The organism is Paraglaciecola sp. IT1134, from assembly GCF_058068185.1.
This window is the reverse complement of sequence record NZ_CM176486.1, coordinates 2740190-2756081: the sequence shown is the minus strand read 5'-3', so window position 1 is coordinate 2756081 and position 15892 is coordinate 2740190. Positions and strand designations below refer to the sequence as shown.

The 15892-nt window shown below is 44.3% G+C and carries 19 protein-coding genes; 5 read left to right on the top strand and 14 right to left on the bottom strand.

Annotated features, from left to right (window positions below; all coding sequences use genetic code 11):
- Positions 1-53: 53 nt before the first annotated feature.
- From nhaD to AC3RV5_RS11915, 4 genes are all read left to right on the top strand, one after another.
- Positions 54-1445: a sodium:proton antiporter NhaD gene (gene nhaD / locus AC3RV5_RS11930; protein ID WP_489727872.1), complete on the top strand. Its 1392-nt coding sequence runs from the start codon at positions 54-56 to the stop codon at positions 1443-1445.
- Between the two features lie 175 nt (positions 1446-1620).
- Complete coding sequence (locus AC3RV5_RS11925; RefSeq protein WP_489727871.1) at positions 1621-2166, top strand: phosphatase PAP2 family protein; 546 nt, start codon at positions 1621-1623, stop codon at positions 2164-2166.
- Between the two features lie 33 nt (positions 2167-2199).
- Positions 2200-2586, top strand: coding sequence for a diacylglycerol kinase (locus AC3RV5_RS11920; protein WP_489727870.1), 387 nt, complete (start codon positions 2200-2202; stop codon positions 2584-2586).
- A 101-nt stretch (positions 2587-2687) separates the two neighbouring features.
- A complete protein-coding gene (locus AC3RV5_RS11915) occupies positions 2688-3098 on the top strand; it encodes a hypothetical protein (RefSeq protein WP_489727869.1) in 411 nt (136 codons plus the stop codon).
- Positions 3099-3273: 175 nt separating this feature from the next.
- On the opposite strand, the gene AC3RV5_RS11910 is transcribed toward AC3RV5_RS11915, so the two are convergent.
- The 3 genes from AC3RV5_RS11910 to AC3RV5_RS11900 all read right to left on the bottom strand — a co-directional run bounded on the left by AC3RV5_RS11910 (position 3274) and on the right by AC3RV5_RS11900 (position 5679).
- On the bottom strand, positions 3274-3687 hold the full coding sequence (locus tag AC3RV5_RS11910) for a response regulator transcription factor (RefSeq protein ID WP_489727868.1): 414 nt from the start codon (positions 3685-3687) through the stop codon (positions 3274-3276).
- A 140-nt stretch (positions 3688-3827) separates the two neighbouring features.
- On the bottom strand, positions 3828-4478 hold the full coding sequence (locus AC3RV5_RS11905) for a response regulator transcription factor (protein ID WP_489727867.1): 651 nt from the start codon (positions 4476-4478) through the stop codon (positions 3828-3830).
- The gene (locus tag AC3RV5_RS11900) at positions 4471-5679 is read right to left on the bottom strand and encodes a two-component system sensor histidine kinase NtrB (protein WP_489727866.1); all 1209 of its coding nucleotides are present in this window, start codon (positions 5677-5679) and stop codon (positions 4471-4473) included. The genes AC3RV5_RS11905 and AC3RV5_RS11900 overlap by 8 nt, the downstream gene beginning before the upstream one ends.
- Positions 5680-6234: 555 nt before the next feature.
- Between AC3RV5_RS11900 and AC3RV5_RS11895 the strand changes: the two genes are divergently transcribed.
- Positions 6235-6675 (top strand): OsmC family protein, encoded by a 441-nt coding sequence (locus AC3RV5_RS11895; RefSeq protein WP_489727865.1) that lies wholly within the window; start codon positions 6235-6237, stop codon positions 6673-6675.
- 33 nt (positions 6676-6708) lie between these two features.
- Here AC3RV5_RS11895 and AC3RV5_RS11890 read toward each other — a convergent pair whose 3' ends face one another.
- From AC3RV5_RS11890 to AC3RV5_RS11840, 11 genes are all read right to left on the bottom strand, one after another.
- A complete protein-coding gene (locus AC3RV5_RS11890; protein ID WP_489727864.1) occupies positions 6709-7617 on the bottom strand; it encodes a F0F1 ATP synthase subunit gamma in 909 nt (302 codons plus the stop codon).
- Complete coding sequence (locus AC3RV5_RS11885) at positions 7614-9212, bottom strand: alternate F1F0 ATPase, F1 subunit alpha (RefSeq protein ID WP_489727863.1); 1599 nt, start codon at positions 9210-9212, stop codon at positions 7614-7616. The genes AC3RV5_RS11890 and AC3RV5_RS11885 overlap by 4 nt, the downstream gene beginning before the upstream one ends.
- A gap of 24 nt (positions 9213-9236) precedes the next feature.
- Positions 9237-10052, bottom strand: a complete 816-nt coding sequence (locus tag AC3RV5_RS11880) for a F0F1 ATP synthase subunit B family protein (protein WP_489727862.1) — start codon at positions 10050-10052, stop codon at positions 9237-9239.
- A 2-nt stretch (positions 10053-10054) separates the two neighbouring features.
- A complete protein-coding gene (locus AC3RV5_RS11875) occupies positions 10055-10333 on the bottom strand; it encodes a F0F1 ATP synthase subunit C (RefSeq protein ID WP_489727861.1) in 279 nt (92 codons plus the stop codon).
- 9 nt (positions 10334-10342) lie between these two features.
- On the bottom strand, positions 10343-11053 hold the full coding sequence (locus tag AC3RV5_RS11870; RefSeq protein ID WP_489727860.1) for a F0F1 ATP synthase subunit A: 711 nt from the start codon (positions 11051-11053) through the stop codon (positions 10343-10345).
- Positions 11043-11342, bottom strand: a complete 300-nt coding sequence (locus AC3RV5_RS11865) for an N-ATPase subunit AtpR (RefSeq protein WP_489727859.1) — start codon at positions 11340-11342, stop codon at positions 11043-11045. Before AC3RV5_RS11865 ends, AC3RV5_RS11870 begins: the two co-directional genes overlap by 11 nt.
- A gap of 22 nt (positions 11343-11364) precedes the next feature.
- Positions 11365-11715, bottom strand: a complete 351-nt coding sequence (locus tag AC3RV5_RS11860) for an AtpZ/AtpI family protein (protein WP_489727858.1) — start codon at positions 11713-11715, stop codon at positions 11365-11367.
- Between the two features lie 4 nt (positions 11716-11719).
- Positions 11720-12112 carry a F0F1 ATP synthase subunit epsilon gene (locus tag AC3RV5_RS11855; protein WP_489727857.1) on the bottom strand — a complete coding sequence of 131 codons (393 nt, stop codon included), beginning with the start codon at positions 12110-12112 and terminating at the stop codon, positions 11720-11722.
- Positions 12099-13547 (bottom strand): F0F1 ATP synthase subunit beta, encoded by a 1449-nt coding sequence (atpD, locus tag AC3RV5_RS11850; RefSeq protein ID WP_489727856.1) that lies wholly within the window; start codon positions 13545-13547, stop codon positions 12099-12101. Before atpD ends, AC3RV5_RS11855 begins: the two co-directional genes overlap by 14 nt.
- A 160-nt stretch (positions 13548-13707) precedes the next feature.
- Positions 13708-14838: a 6-phosphofructokinase gene (locus AC3RV5_RS11845; RefSeq protein ID WP_489727855.1), complete on the bottom strand. Its 1131-nt coding sequence runs from the start codon at positions 14836-14838 to the stop codon at positions 13708-13710.
- Positions 14835-15827, bottom strand: coding sequence for a 2-hydroxyacid dehydrogenase (locus tag AC3RV5_RS11840; protein ID WP_489727854.1), 993 nt, complete (start codon positions 15825-15827; stop codon positions 14835-14837). The genes AC3RV5_RS11845 and AC3RV5_RS11840 overlap by 4 nt, the downstream gene beginning before the upstream one ends.
- Between the last annotated feature and the right edge of the window lie 65 nt (positions 15828-15892).

Genomic DNA, 15892 nt, shown 5'->3' with positions numbered 1-15892 from the left:
CCTGCCAGGTTTTAGCCGCATCTTGGATCATGGGTAATTCTGAGGAATTAAGATTGAAGTCATTCAGTTTGCTGGCCATGTTAATACCGTCATTCTCTGTTATTGCCGCCGATGAGTTACCTGATAAATTGAATTTGACCCAACATTGGGTTGGGTACAGTGCCATTGGCATTTTTGTGCTGGCCTACCTACTGGTTATTCTGGAAGAAAAACTCAATCTGCGTAAATCCAAACCTGTGTTATTGGCCGCAGGGATTATCTGGATACTAATTGCCTTTGCCTATAACGCCAGCGGCGACAACGAAACGGCCGAGTTGGCAATTAGTCGTAATTTTCTGGAATATTCCGAATTGTTCTTTTTTCTATTGGTCGCCATGACCTACATTAATACCATGTTGGAGCGGGGGGTGTTTAGTACCCTTAGATATTGGTTAGTTAACAAGGAATTTAGTTATCGTACCCTGTTTTGGATAACGGGTATCTTGGCGTTTTTTCTATCGGCGGTCGCAGACAATCTGACCACGGCCTTGATCATGTGTGCAGTCGTGTTAGCCACAGGTAAAGATCAACCTAAATTTATTTCCCTGGCGTGCATTAATATAGTGATAGCTGCTAACGCCGGGGGGGCATTCAGCCCCTTTGGTGATATCACCACCTTAATGGTTTGGCAAAAAGGAGAGTTGGCGTTTGGTACCTTTTTGAATTTATTCCTGCCGTCTGTCGCCAATTACCTTATCCCAGCTTTTATCATGCAATTTTACATACCCCCAGGACGTCCACAAGCCGATAGTGAAGATGTGCAAGCGATGAAAAAAGGTGCAATAGTCATCATTTCGTTATTTTTATTAACGATTGTTACCGCCGTTAGTTTCCAGAATTTTCTCCATTTACCCCCGGTATTTGGCATGATGACTGGCTTGGCTTATTTAAAAATATTCAGTTATTACATGAGTATAAAAATTAAGGCCATGTTAGCAGATCCTGGCGTACCCGACGCAAAAGCCCATGAGCGCAAAGTTGATGTGTTTGAACATATCGCCAATGCCGAATGGGACACCCTATTCTTTTTTTATGGGGTAATAATGGCCGTCGGCGGGTTAGGGTTTATAGGTTATCTTGGTCTGGTATCTGCCTATATGTACGGTGACTTGGGGCCCACCAATGCCAATGTGCTGATCGGCTTATTATCATCTATTGTCGATAATATTCCGGTGATGTATGCGGTGTTAACCATGGAGCCACAGATGGATCAATTTCAGTGGTTATTGGTAACACTTACGGCTGGGGTAGGGGGCAGCCTGTTGTCCATTGGTTCTGCTGCTGGAGTGGCGCTTATGGGCCAGGCCCGTGGTCATTATACGTTTTTTAGTCATTTAAAATGGACGCCGGTTATTGCATTAGGTTATGCAGGCGGCATTTGGGTGCATTTTTTTATCAATGGGTAGGGGCCTGTTACCCAGTATTCGTTTGAGTACCTATAGACATATCCCCATAGCGATCATTGATCAGCATTGTTAATGTTCACTTAATTTTTATCCGCTACTATCCAGTCGCAGCGCTTAATGAAAGCCGCTACTAGCCAGAAGAAAATAATAGAATTCTAATCAGTTAAGGGTATGCATGTATTTCATCAATCAGGGAATAAAAATTAGTTTTATATCGGCAGTATGCTGCCTATCAATGTCTGCCAATGGCGCTACAAGCGATGTCGAAACATCCGGCGATCTGGGTTTACTCGCATTACCTTTGTTAGCATACGGCTCAACATTTTACCTGGGGGACAAGGATGGGCGCATTGAATTCTATAAGTCTATTTTAAGTACGGCCGTAGCTACCCAATTACTCAAAGTAACGGTGCGTAAAAAACGCCCCCTGGAAGCGTCTTATACTTCATTTCCTTCCGGTCATGCCGCAATAGCATTTCAAAGCGCCACTTTTATTGAGCAACGTTACGGTTGGACTTATGGGATACCGGCCTACGTGGCTGCGACTTATGTGGGCTGGACCAGGGTTGAGTCACAACAACATTATACTGTCGATGTATTAGCTGGCGCCGCTATCGGTGTTTTATCTAGCCTTTATTTCACTACGCCCTACAATGGCATGCAAATCACCCCATATGCCAATAATGGTCATTACGGCATCGAGCTGTCGGCGACGTTTTAAGCCCTGGGGCTTGAGTGTCAATAGGAGGTATGAATGAAGGATAGCGAGGTAAAAAACAATTCAGCAGGTATGAAAAATAAGCCTTTTTATCAAAAACTGAGATTTGCGTTAAATGGCATGGTTTACGCCTTGCGCAACGAAGCTAATATGCGTCGCCATGTTGTACTGGGTATGGGTACCATCCTATTGTTTGCTGTTATTCAAGTAGCATTCCTATGGTGGGCGTTAATAATTTTATGTATAGGTTTGATCCTCGCTAGTGAATTAATTAATTCGGCACTCGAAGCGCTTATCGATCACCTGCATCCCGAGCTCCATCCCAGCATTGGACAGGTCAAAGATATGTTGGCCGCCATGGTTTTGGTACTTAGCATATCCGCCGGGGCAGTAGGGGTTTTGGCCCTGCTGGATACGCTTTAAATCGTACCCGCAAGTATAGGCCCCTAAGCAGCATGTTAAATTTATTTGCCTAATTTACAATCAACTTTTATACTGTGCGTACATACAGTGTGGAGGTTGGCATGAACACTCACAGTGGTTTGAAGGCAATTGATAACTTGATCGCAAAATACGGTATCGGTTTCGAAGAAGCCGATAACTCGTTTCAGCACACCTTGTGTATTCTTCCAGGCAATGACTTAGAAGGGCTGAGGAAGGTGATTAAACCCTTTGGTTTGAAAACATTCCCCCATGCAATCTGGCTAAAACTCAGTACGGCGCACTTAGAAGAAACCGTATATCTACACCAGTTTCGATTACCTCAATTAGATGGTCGGGTATTTTGTTGGGTATTGGTAACGCAGCAGGGCCGCTTGCTTGAATTTGCCACCCAGATAAACAAAATAAATTATCTCAAGGCGGCGAAACACCTTTCCCGCTTGATCACTCAACATCCTCATGCTTCAAGGAATTTGCATTTAACCTATGGCTGAATATGTTTTAGGCAATTAGATTGGAAGAAAATGGCATACCCGTTACAAGCCACCCTGTTAGCAACATAGTTTTGCTGCCAGGCTGGCTATTTATTTTTTTGAGGGCGTTGTATTTGGTGAACAAATTGACTCTTAGCAACGCTATCTTCATTGGCGAGACAGGCCAATGATCGGCTCAGTGACTAATTGGGGGCCATTGTTGAAGTATTGATTTAACCTCTTTGACTAATAGATGCTCAACATAAGGCTTCTCGATAAAATCGATAGCGCTGGCCTGCATGGCTCGCACCGCTGTAGGAATGTCACCCATACTAGCCAGAATAATTGTTGGGACATAGAGCCCCTGGCCGACTAAATGTTCTAACAAATCGATACCGCCAGCGCTGATACCTTGTAAATGCGCTTCTATTAACATACATGCGGCGTGGCTGATGCTAGGGTGGCGCAATAGGCCATCTGCACTGGTAAAACATAGTATGCTGGCGTTTAAAGGGGCGAGTAAGCAAGACAAAGAAGCAAGTGCATTCTCGTCATGATCAACCAAGTATATAATAGGTTGCTTAATAAGTGTTTTAGTGGAGTTGAACATCCCCAGCCTTGCCTCGGAGGTGATGGTGATAATATCAATCTTAGGGTAGAGCTTTGTTAGCGAATAAACTTGTTTTAGATCAAGAAAAAATTAATTCTGAGTGAATTAAAATAAAATGAACTACATGGCTAGAAAATGACTTATTCCTGCGTCAACACCATGGTGACTAACTCGGCCAAAGAATGCGCCTGCATTTTTTCCATCACATTGGCACGGTGAATTTCAATTGTGCGCTGACTTAAATTTAGATCGCTAGCAATGATTTTGTTAGCTTGACCCGCAATAACTCGTTGCATCACTTGTTGTTCGCGTTTCGTCAGGGACTGAAGACGAGTTTGGATAATCAGAGCATAAAACACTTGTTCTTGTGCAGATTTGTTTATTTCCAAAGCGTGATGAATACAATCCAGCAATTCCTGCTCACGAAAGGGTTTTTGAATAAACTCCAGCGCCCCTTTTTTCATCGCTTCTACAGCCATGGGCACGTCACCGTGACCAGTGATAAAAATAATGGGCAGGGGACATTGTAATTCTTCCAATTTCTGTTGGCATTCCATACCGCTCATTCCGGGCATACGAATATCCAGTACAATACATCCGCACAATGTTTTTAAACTCTCATCTGAATGAGTATCCAAAAAAAACTGGGCGTTAGAATAGACTGTATTGTCGATACCAACAGAGTCGAGTAACATACTTAATGAGTCTAATACTGCCTCATCGTCATCTATGATGTGAACGATAGGAGTACACAAGGTTTTGTTTACTCTTTTTTTTATTCGCTCAATCATTATTTTTTGTTTCTACTTGGGTATTAATATTTGGATTAGCGGGTAAGGTGAAGGAAAATACACTCCCCCTAGGGTTGCCCGGACGATGTTTTAATTCGCCGCCGTGAGACTTTATAATAGACTGACAAATGGGTAAACCCATACCCATACCAGCGGTTTTGGTGGTAAAAAAAGGATGAAACAAGTTATTCAGATGTTCATCACTTACACCATAGCCTGTATCAGACACAGCAACTTCTAAAAATTGCTGGTCAAGCCACCTGGAATGGATATGCACCGCTTCAGTGGGCTGTTTTTCCATTGCATCAATGGCATTACGAATGAGATTAAACAGCACTTGTTGGATCTGAACCGGGTCTATTATGAGCTGTGGTTTAGGCTCAGTGCTTAAATGCAGTTTAATACCGTGGTCGAGCAAACGGGTATCAACTTTTGCTAATTCAATCGTGTCTACTATTAGCCCATTAAGATCGACAAGCTCTCTTTGTACATTTCCTTTTTTAACAAAAGCACGCAATCTGCGTATTACTTCCCCTGCACGCAACGCCTGATTACTGATTTTTTCCAGGGTATCGGATATTTTTTGCCGCTCAAAATCTGATCCAGTTGAATTGATATCACCTTTATTTAGCATGTTTTTGCAAGCTTGTGCATAACTGCTTACTGCGGATAAGGGTTGATTAATTTCATGGGCAATGCCGGCGGCCATTTCGCCCATAGTGCTTAAACGGGTAACGTGAGCTAAGCGTTCGCGGTTTAAAATCGCATCAGAACGCGCTTTAACCTGTTCAGAAATATCACGAATAATACCGACAAATTGTTTATGGCTGGACTCCTTCACTTCTCCCACAGACAGTTCCATAGGAAATATGTCGCCACTTTTTTTACGTGCCTTTACTTCACGGCCAATCCCAATTATTCGTGCCTGATTGGTGTGCATATAATTATGTAGGTATTGATCATGCTCGCTTTGGTATGGCTCCGGCATCAGCATTTTTACATTATTACCCACCACCTCGGCAGCTTGGTAGCCAAACAAGCGTTCTGCTGCTGCGTTAAATAACTCAACGTTACCTAAATGATCGATAATAATGATAGCGTCAACGGTCGCATTTAATAGGGCGCTGAGCTTGGCATTCGCATCGTTAAAATCGCGTTTGTTGTCGTCTGTTATCTTTTTTTTCCCTAAACCTTGGGTCACCGTATTGTTCCATCTGCTCTTTATTAGAGGTATATTTTTATACGTACTTTCCGCAATAAATTACGCAGAATAACGAATATCTAGCGTTACTCATTAAGGTATAGGATTTAGCCCACTGGCGAAAGCCCAACATGGACAAATTTTGTAAGATTGCTTTCTCAAACAAATAATAAAAATGGACTTCGAGATAAATTATAATTACGCGCAGATTACAAGCCAATAACGTTTATCAAAATTGTGCGCCTTTGGGACTGTGTTTTGATAGCGATGATCCTCTGCCTACTTCGCCAACAAGGCTAGCGCAGAAATAGGCACGATGGCGTAGTTAGCCTGAGAATACCGTACACTTGGTGACTAGCGCTTTAATTCGAATTGGATGTCTCTCGCGTTTAATCGCTATAAACAAAGTAAGGCTTTTGGCCATTGAGATTCCTACTTATTTAACTGTGACCTCCAGCAATAGGGGCCAGAGGCAAACAGCCAGTGCTTAATGTACTTATTACCCATGTTCGTCAATTAGAAAAAATGTGAAAAACAACATACGAGGGCAAGACAATGCAAGCACTTCCACATCAATATAATGTTCATGTTAAAGGCCAATCAGATAGCAATTTACAAGTTTCCGTGCAGAACCTTGCGGATTTAACCGTAGCGCCACCGGCGCAGTTTGGTGGCCCTGGCGATCAATGGTCACCTGAAGATCTCTTTATGGCTTCGGTAGCAAGTTGTTTTATCCTGTCATTTAGAGCCATTGCCCGGGCCTCAAATCTTAGCTGGTTATCATTGGATTGTAACGCGCAGGGAGAACTTGATAAATCGGAAGGAAAAACTCAGTTTACCAAAATTATTATCAAAGCCAAATTAGTGATTTCGGCGACACAAAGTAGTGAGAAAGCTGAACGTTTGCTCAATAAAGCCGAGCAATCATGTCTTGTGAGTAACTCTTTAAAGTCAGAATCTCACCTTGAATGCGAGGTAATAGTTCAGGGTAAGTAGTGAGTTGATACCCACCAATTTATTGGGGGGGTATCAACTCACATCTGTTAAAGCCTCAAACCCCCCAACTAAATCAAACAACTCTTCATCGATACTGCTTTGTCGCTGGTGGTGATATGTACGCTGTAACCGGTCTTGTAGTTCCTCGATGTTTTTTTCGGCGCGTTGCATGGCAACTAAACGACTGGCATTTTCACTGGCCAGTGACCCAGAACACGCTTTGAAAATCGAGACAAAAAGATATTCATGAACGAGTGCCCGCAGGGTAGTTTCTATGGTGTTTAACAATTGGGGTAGTTGTTTTGTCGGCCATTTATTTGCCACCACAGATTGTTGCCATTGTCGATCAAGGGGCAGCAGTGATTGGCAAACCGGCAGATAACTCGCCTGAGATTTAGGCAGATTATAAAACAGATAAATGTGATCAATTTCACCACGTTCCCGCTGTTTAACGATTTCTATTAGCAGTTCTGCGACTAAGGGTGTGATTGATTCAATGCCGCTGGGCAGGGCAAAACTACGACCGGCAATCAGCGTTGTTTCATTCAGGCGAGCTTGCATCCGTTCACCCACAGCCCAATATCGTTTGTTACCGGGATACTTAGCTAATTCTTGGGTCACAAAGTTGACGAGTGTGTCATTAAATTGTCCAACCAAGCCTTGATCAGAGCCAAATATAATGGCCCCAATAGCGCCTGTATTTTTATTGGTGGGCAGGGGATCAAATGCCAGATTGGCAGGTTTCATGCGAAGGGGCTCAGTACCAGCAAAACAGGCGCCTAACGCCAGTTGCACCGTGCGATAATAATCATCTAGGGATAACACTGCTTTTTCGTATTGGCTTATGCTGGCTGCCGCCATGGCTTTCATGGTGCGCACTACAGACTTTAACTCACTTGCTGTGTTCATCTTGCGTTGTAAGCCGACCGTAGATCCACTCATGATAGATCTGCGCTTAGGACTTTTTGTGGAGTGTTATTTTTCACTCGCTCTGGCATATTTTGGTTCGCGCCTAAGTCAGCTAAAACTTGACGTGCTAGGGTGAGCACTGCCAGTTTATCTTTGTCACTTAATAGCTCTGCCGCTTCTAATCTTCCAATTAGCTCAAGGGAGAAATCTGGTGTGGCGCTGATTAAGGCTGATTCGGCAACACTCATCATGGTTAGGGGAATAGGTTCAAACAGCCCATTGGTTAATGCCAATAAAACGGTAATCTGTGCCGCTACTGACAAAGGCGACGATTCTGTTTGTTTAAGGCATGCTCGAATGCGTCGTCCATGTTCAATGGTTTTTACGGCGCTTTCATCCAGGCGTGCACCAAAACGAGCAAAGGTTTCCAGCTCTTCAAATTGTGCATAAGCCAGTTTGAGGTCTCCGGCTACCGCTCTATAGGCCGCCTTTTGTGCCTTACCTCCTACTCTTGAGACGGACTTACCTACATCAACGGCTGGCAATACACCCAAATCAAACAGAGTGGGGGACAGGTAAATCTGTCCATCTGTGATCGAAATTAAATTGGTGGGGATATACGCCGCCATATTTTGCGCTTCAGTTTCAATTATAGGCAAGGCTGTTAGCGACCCACCGCCATATTCCTTTTTTAAATGTGTTGAGCGCTCTAACAATCGTGAATGGATGTAGAAAATATCTCCTGGAAAGGCTTCACGCCCCGGCGGCCGACGCAGTAATAAAGAAAGCTCTCGGTATGAACGGGCATGTTGTGTCAGGTCATCGTAGATAATTAATACATCTCGTCCGCTTTGCATAAAATACTCGCCAATACTAGTAGCAGCATACGGCGCTATGTAGTTTAAACCAGGGGGATCGCTACCTTCGGTGACCACCATTACCGTGTATTCCATGGCTTTTTTAGTGTTTAAAATAGCCAGAGTTTTGGCAACCGATGCTGCACGTTGGCCGATGGCGCAATAAATACACAATACGTTTTTGCCCCGCTGATTAAGTATGGTATCGATTGCAATGGAGGTTTTGCCCGTTTGTCTGTCACCCATGATCAGCTCTCGCTGACCGCGACCTATGGGCAACAATGCATCAATGACCTTTAAGCCGGTTTGTAATGGCTCAGTGACTGGGTCTCGCACCATAATAGCGGGGGCAGGGCGTTCAATTGGCATACGCTGGCTGAGATTCAATGGCTCTTTGCCATCCAGTGGACGTCCCGTGGGGTCTATTACTCTACCTAAAAGTTCTTCTCCAACCGCGATGTCCATGACTCGCCCTGTGCGTAACACCTCGTCGCCAGCACCGAGTTGCCAATATTCCCCTAATAACACTACACCCACTTCAGTTTTGTCTACATTAAAAGCGATGCCATATATGTCGTGAGGAAATATTAACAATTCTTCAAAACCCACACCTGGCAAGCCACTGACCATTGCAATACCGCTAGACACACTGGTCACGGCACCGACTTCCTGTGGCGATAGCACGGGTTTTAGGCTTTCTCTGCTGCGTTGTAAATCCGCAAAAACTTGCTCATAGTTCGCGCCCATATGGCTATCTAACCATTCATTCATTTGCTTAATTCCTGTTGCCTATATCTACACATCAACGGGGCTCAATCGTTTATGTTTTTGTTTCTTTGTTAGTTTTTGCCCGCTTAGCTGGTTTATTTTTTGTTCTAATAACGCCAGATAGTTGCTGCTACTCCAGGCGATTTTCCAACCACTTATGGTCAGCTCAATACCATTAATAAATTCAGGCACATGAGTGAAGGTAAGATGCAGCAATTTATCGGACTGGTCGCTGAATTTTTTTTGTATACAGAGTTGGATTGCTTGTTGTTGTTGGGCATTAAGCTCAAATGCGCTGCGAACTATGACTGAATAATTAGCAGATTCAAGGGCGGTCATGAGCTCGGTATACTGTTCGGTTTTTAACGTATTTAGCTGATTTAACAACTTGGTTAACATGCACTGCTCGATATCTAACCCCGAAAGGTCATGCAATACTTTGCGGGTGGTGGCATACACTTCCCTTACACTTTGGCGTAGTAAATCATGTTGCAAATTTTGTAGTTCTTTTTGCAGCGCTTCTAGGCGTTTTCTGAGCATGCCATCGGCAGCTGTTTGCGCGGCTTCGAATAATTGCTTACGTTTGATTGTTGCTTCTTCGTTAACCTTATTTAAGATATTCAAGCGTTGTTGTTCAATCTGTAGTTGTTCTTGCTCCAGTTGTGTTTGTAATTTCTGCGCCTGAGTTTTACTCGTGTTTGCATCTTGTAGTATTGTCTTTATTTTTTGTTCGCGGGCATCTAAAGCGTCAAGTATAGGGTGATACAAAAAGCGCTTTAATAACCAAACAAGTATCAAAAAATTAATTGTTTGAGCGCCTACCGTAAACCAATCAATAGGCATCTTTAACCTCCATTTTGAGCGATAAAGTAGTTCCAAAATGGATTGGAAAACAGCACGATCATCGCTACCACAAAACAATAAATGGCCGTTGATTCAATCATTGCCAGACCCACAAACAAGGTGCGGGTTATAGTTGACGATGCATCGGGTTGTTGGGCTAATGCGGTCAATGCTGTGGCTACCGCTCTGCCTTCAGCAAGAGCTGGGCCTAATGATCCAAAAGCAATAGTGATACCTGCTGTTATAATCGAGGCCACTGCGATTAGCGTTGAGCTATCCATGATATTTCCTTACTTATTACTATTATTTACAGAATTATTAGGGGGCGAATTTTCACCGTCTACCGTTGTTGCAGCGGCAATGTAAACCGAGGCCAGGACAAAAAATATGTAGGCTTGAACCATGCCTGTGAGTAAACCCAGCGTGGTCATCAGAATGGGGAAAAAAAGCGGTGAAATCACTAATAAAATGGCAAGGATCATGGTGCCACTCATCATGTTGCCAAATAACCGAACGGCCAGCGCCAGGGTGCGTGATAACTCGCCAATGATATTAAAAGGTAGCATGAGCATTGTAGGCTGAGTATAAGACGCCAGGTATGCCCTAAGGCCTTTTTTCTTAATGCCAAAATAGGGCACCGCAACAAATACACATAATGCTAAAGCGATAGTGGTGGATAACGAACTTGTAGGGGCTTCGTAACCGGGAAATATGGTCAGTAGGTTTGCCGTGGCAACAAATAAGAATATACTGCCTAAAAATACAATGTACTGTTTTGCGGGTGTTAATCCTGCTTGGCTAATTTGTTGTTCCAGGGTAATTACGATAACTTCCAAAGCATTTTGCCAGCGTGAGTGATAAAGAGCTGTGGATAGGTTACGCGTCACCAATTTTGCGCTAATTATTAATACCATCATTACCCCCCAAGTGAACGCTATAGTAGCGTTGAGCTTGAAAATACCGTATTGCCAAAAGATAATTTCGTCGGGACTAATGTGCATTATGATGCTCAGTGTTTTGAGAACTTGGGCCGCCAGGGCGTCTAAAAACCCATAATCTTTGCACCAATTCACGGGCAATAATAAATCCAAGCAGGCAGGTCAGTATTGGCAACCAACCGCTCTTTGCGACAACATAGAAACCAACTAAAACAATACTCATTCTTAGCAGTAATCCACCCAGAAACCATTTAGCTGGATGCTTTGATAACAAGCCTTGGCGCACCGTGAACCACAGGGTCAAAAAAAACGCCAAGCCAAGCACCATGCCCAACAAAAAGTTTGGCAACATGTTTAAGCTCACTGATAGTAAATTAGTCATTTTCTTCGTCCTCATCCTTATTATTTTCTCGGATCGCCTTATCTTCTTTAATTATCCAACTCCATGCAGTAAAACAACCTAAAACGAGCCCGGCTAATAACAAAGCCAGGGTCCATGAACGCTGGTCTGAATAATGTTCGTCTAACCATAGACCTAAGACTGTGCCAAGCAGTGTTGGAATGGCAATCGACCAACCAATCAAGCCCATCATGCCCAGACCAAACCACATTCCGCCGCCCGCATGTTGGCGAGCTTTAAGCTTACGCTTAGCCTTTATCCCTATTTGCTTTGATAGCTTCGCCTTTTTGGGGGGGACTATTTCTTTGCTGGGCTTATTATTCACAAGATTAAACTTTTGTTAGCTCCGTAAATTGCCTTAAAAACCCGCTTTCCAGCTTGGTTAATACACTTCTGAGCTCTTTATCTTGTTCATCAAGGCTTAAAAACTCTGTTTTTATGGCTTCACGTAATGCTTCTAGTGGCACCCCACCAAAGGCTCTGCGTACAGATATCCATACCTGATCACCGGTTTTGACGAGTACGCCTTCATCTACAGCAACAAATACTTCGCCTTGTGCTTGAGTTTCATAGGTCAATATGCCGGGGATCAGGGCAGCGGCACAGTCTAGCCGTTGAGGTAATATGCCAAAGGAGCCCTCATGCGTTTCGGCCACTATCCGCAGCACATCCATATGTTCGGCGAAAACCATATGGGGTAGCAGAACTTTAAGGCGCATCATGTTCAACCTCTATGCTGGGATTAACTTTTTGAGCCGATTTGATTGCTTCGTCGATCGCGCCAATCATGTATAAGGCACTTTCCGGGTATTGGTTGAATTCACCCCGCAATATCCGCTCACAACCGTTTAGAGACGCTTCAAGACTTACCAGTTTTCCCTGCATGCCGGTGAATTGTTCCGTGGTAAAAAACGGTTGGCTAAAAAAACGTTCTAATCTGCGAGCGCGCACGACTACGTCACGATCGCTAGCTGAAAGTTGTTCCAGACCCAGCATGGCGATAATGTCTTTGAGATCTTCGTATTGGGCCAGTATCTGGCGAATTTCCTGAGCCAGCTCATAGTGGCGTTTGCCAACAATGCTTGGGGTGGTCATTTTCGAGCTGGACTGCAGGGGATCAATCGCCGGATAAAATCCTTCGCTAGCACGCTTGCGTGACAACACTAAAGAGGCTGACAGATGTGAAAAAGTATGCACGGCCGCCGGATCAGTGAAATCATCCGCGGGTACGTAAACGGCTTGAATGGAAGTAATGGCGCCGGTGTCTGTGCTGGAAATCCGTTCTTCGAGACTCGCTAGCTCTGTACCCATTGTCGGTTGGTAACCCATACGTGAAGGCATTTGCCCCAATAAACCGGAGACTTCTGCGCCAGCCTGAATAAAGCGAAAGATGTTATCAATCAGCAGCAGCACGTCTTTATGTTCATCATCTCTAAAATATTCAGCCATGGTAAGGGCCGCATGACCAACACGAAAGCGACTACCGGGCGGTTCATTCATTTGCCCAAAAAGCATCACCATATTGGGCAATACTCCAGCCTGTTTCATGTCGCGGTATAGCTCCTCACCCTCGCGGCAACGCTCACCTATACCGCAAAAAATGCTCACACCTTGTTGATGACCAAGCATGTTGTGGATCATCTCTGTTAATAACACTGTTTTGCCCACGCCGGCACCACCAAATAATCCGGCTTTGCCGCCACGCTCCAGTGGCGATAAAACATCGACAATTTTTATTCCTGTTTCAAATATCTGTGAACTGCTGGATCGTGTTGCCAGTGCAGGCGGCGCTTGATGGACACTGCGCCATTGCACGTCGGTAGGCGGCGTGAGTCCATCAATAGGTGCACCAAATACATCAAACATACGGGAAAGAATATTGCGACCCACAGGTGCTTTGATGGGTTGCCCCGAGTTTGTTACCCGCATACCTCGAGCAAGTCCTTGTGTAGGGGTTAAGGCTATGGCTCTTACATGATGGGCATTTTGCTGAGTGTGTACCTCCATCACCGTTTTTTTGTCTTGTGCATACAAGACGGTATGGATAGCGGGGAGATGGCTGGTGAACTTTATGTCTACTACACTGCCGCGCACCGCAACTACAGTACCGCTATGCACAGGGTCGTCTGAGTCTGGTATGTCACTAAGAGTAGGCATAAATATTCCACAAAATTAGTTAAGTTGATTATGCCGATTGTTAACTGGGCCCTATTGACCCTGATCAAGATTTGTTTGATTGACCTTGCATTAAGCTTTTTGGTGAAATTTAACACCCGGAACCACTATCTTAAACCAGGACAGGATGTACTTTATATTTTCATCTCAACTCAACTACAACAGGCTGATCTATCTGGCTGTTGAGTATAGGACTGCCAAAACTGATACCGAGGGAAAGGGCACTTTTCATTGCCATATCGTCTGGTGGAACCGTTTTGGTAAGATTGGCAACGTGTTCCAGTTTAACGCTGGTTAAATCACCTTTTTGCATTACCACCACACGGCCAAAATGTTTAGACGCAACCATAGAGGCCGCATAACAGCCAAGGTTGGTGGCAAATATTCGGTCGAAGGCAGTGGGCGAACCCCCGCGCTGTATATGTCCAAGTGACGTGGCTCTGACTTCGGCATCAAGGTGGGGCTCTAGTTGTTGTTTGAGCATCTCGGCAATTCCTCCTAAGCGCAGGGGATCAGGACTATTTTCTATTGTGTGATGAACGGTAAAACCTTCACCTTTAACTTTGGCTCCTTCTGCCACCACAATAATCGAATAATGCTGATCACTTGCGCGTAACTTGCAGGCTTTGACTACTTCATTAATGTTGTAGGGGTATTCAGGGATAAGGATCACATCTGCCCCACCGGCAATGCCCGCATGCAGAGCAATCCAACCCGCATAGCGGCCCATGGTTTCGAGTATCATGACTCGTTTGTGGGATTGTCCTGTGGTGCGCAAACGATCAAGGGCGTCGGTGACAATGGCCACAGCAGTATCAAAGCCAAAAGTACGTTCGGTACACATCAGGTCGTTATCGATGGTTTTAGGCACACCAATAATGTTCATGCCCAGTTTTGATAATTCATAGGCAATTGACATAGTGCCGTCGCCTCCAATCATAACAACCGCATGCAAGCCTAATTCCCGATAATATGACATTACCTTTGCCGAGCAATCTTCGCCCTTATAACTAAAAGGACTGGCTTTATTACTGGTTCCTAAAATTGTGCCGCCTCGTGATAAAATACCACTGCAATCTGCATAACTTAATAGACGTACTCGGCGTTCGATTAAACCCGCAAAACCATCTTCAATGCCGACTATTTCTGCGTGGCAACTTAACATCAGACTTTTAGCCACCGCGCGAATAGCGGCATTTAAGCCCTGGCAATCCCCACCGCCAGTTAATATACCAACGCGCATGGACGTGGGCTGGTTATTGACTATGTTCAAAGAGACACTTCATTTTCAATAATGCCATTTTTTTCAAATTGGGTGATATTTGACAGAGTCACCTGGGCGATTTGTTGCATGGCTTCGCGCGTAAAAAAAGCTTGATGACTGGTAATGATCACGTTGGGAAAGGTCAGTAATCTTGATAGTTGATCATCTTTAATGACACTCGATGAAAAGTCCTCAAAGAACAAGGCTTCTTCTTCTTCATACACATCTAAGCCCAATAAACCCACTTTGCCGGTCTTTAGCGCATTGATAATCGCCTTGGTATCGATCAACTTGCCGCGACTGGTATTGATAATGGTCACATTGTCCTGCATTTTAGCCAGCGACTGCGGGTTTATCATATGTTCTGTCTCTGGCGTGAGCGGACAATGCAGGGATATGATGCTTGCCCGGGAAAATAGGGTGTCCAGGGGGACATACTCAAGACCTGTATCGATGCATTCTTGGTATTGAGTATTATCGGAGGCGATGACGTGGCAGCCAAAACCTTGCATGATGTTATTAAACGCCTGGCCAATCTTACCCGTACCGATAATACCTACGGTTTTGCCGTGCAGATCAAAACCCATTAAGTTGTGTAGCGAAAAGTCTCCTTCTCGTACGCGATTATAGGCTCTGTTGAGCTTACGATTTAAACACATTAACAGGCCTGCCGCGTGTTCAGCGACAGCATAGGGGGAATAAGCAGGCACTCTTACCACGGGCAGCTTTAATTGTTTTGCGACAACTAAATCAACATGATTAAAGCCAGCGGAACGTAATGCGATTAACTTTACGCCTTTTTGCTGCAACACTTCGAGCACACTGGCATCAAGGCAATCGTTGATAAATACGCAGACGACTTGTTCGTCGTTGATCAAGGCAGTCGATTCAAGGTTCAGGTGAGGTGTTAGATACCGTATTTCATGGTCATGAGTTTGATTAAGTTTATCGAAATACTCTCGGTCATAGGGTTTGGTATTATAAAAAGCAATTTTCATGGAGTAAACCTTAAAAAAAGATTAGCAGTCGTGTTATAGCCAAATAGTAAAGTAAACCTAGCTTC

Excerpts from the sequence above, each read along its gene's own strand:
- AC3RV5_RS11885 (WP_489727863.1), bottom strand. The coding sequence starts at position 9,212 with ATGAATGAATGGTTAGATAGCCATATGGGCGCGAACTATGAGCAAGTT.
- AC3RV5_RS11855 (WP_489727857.1), bottom strand. The coding sequence starts at position 12,112 with ATGATGCGCCTTAAAGTTCTGCTACCCCATATGGTTTTCGCCGAACAT.
- AC3RV5_RS11875 (WP_489727861.1), bottom strand. The coding sequence starts at position 10,333 with ATGGATAGCTCAACGCTAATCGCAGTGGCCTCGATTATAACAGCAGGT.
- AC3RV5_RS11895 (WP_489727865.1), top strand. The coding sequence starts at position 6,235 with ATGCAAGCACTTCCACATCAATATAATGTTCATGTTAAAGGCCAATCA.
- AC3RV5_RS11915 (WP_489727869.1), top strand. The coding sequence starts at position 2,688 with ATGAACACTCACAGTGGTTTGAAGGCAATTGATAACTTGATCGCAAAA.
- AC3RV5_RS11870 (WP_489727860.1), bottom strand. The coding sequence starts at position 11,053 with ATGCACATTAGTCCCGACGAAATTATCTTTTGGCAATACGGTATTTTC.
- AC3RV5_RS11840 (WP_489727854.1), bottom strand. The coding sequence starts at position 15,827 with ATGAAAATTGCTTTTTATAATACCAAACCCTATGACCGAGAGTATTTC.
- AC3RV5_RS11925 (WP_489727871.1), top strand. The coding sequence starts at position 1,621 with ATGTATTTCATCAATCAGGGAATAAAAATTAGTTTTATATCGGCAGTA.
- AC3RV5_RS11910 (WP_489727868.1), bottom strand. The coding sequence starts at position 3,687 with ATGTTCAACTCCACTAAAACACTTATTAAGCAACCTATTATATACTTG.
- AC3RV5_RS11865 (WP_489727859.1), bottom strand. The coding sequence starts at position 11,342 with ATGTTGCCAAACTTTTTGTTGGGCATGGTGCTTGGCTTGGCGTTTTTT.
- AC3RV5_RS11920 (WP_489727870.1), top strand. The coding sequence starts at position 2,200 with ATGAAGGATAGCGAGGTAAAAAACAATTCAGCAGGTATGAAAAATAAG.
- AC3RV5_RS11890 (WP_489727864.1), bottom strand. The coding sequence starts at position 7,617 with ATGAGTGGATCTACGGTCGGCTTACAACGCAAGATGAACACAGCAAGT.
- AC3RV5_RS11905 (WP_489727867.1), bottom strand. The coding sequence starts at position 4,478 with ATGATTGAGCGAATAAAAAAAAGAGTAAACAAAACCTTGTGTACTCCT.
- AC3RV5_RS11880 (WP_489727862.1), bottom strand. The coding sequence starts at position 10,052 with ATGCCTATTGATTGGTTTACGGTAGGCGCTCAAACAATTAATTTTTTG.
- atpD (WP_489727856.1), bottom strand. The coding sequence starts at position 13,547 with ATGCCTACTCTTAGTGACATACCAGACTCAGACGACCCTGTGCATAGC.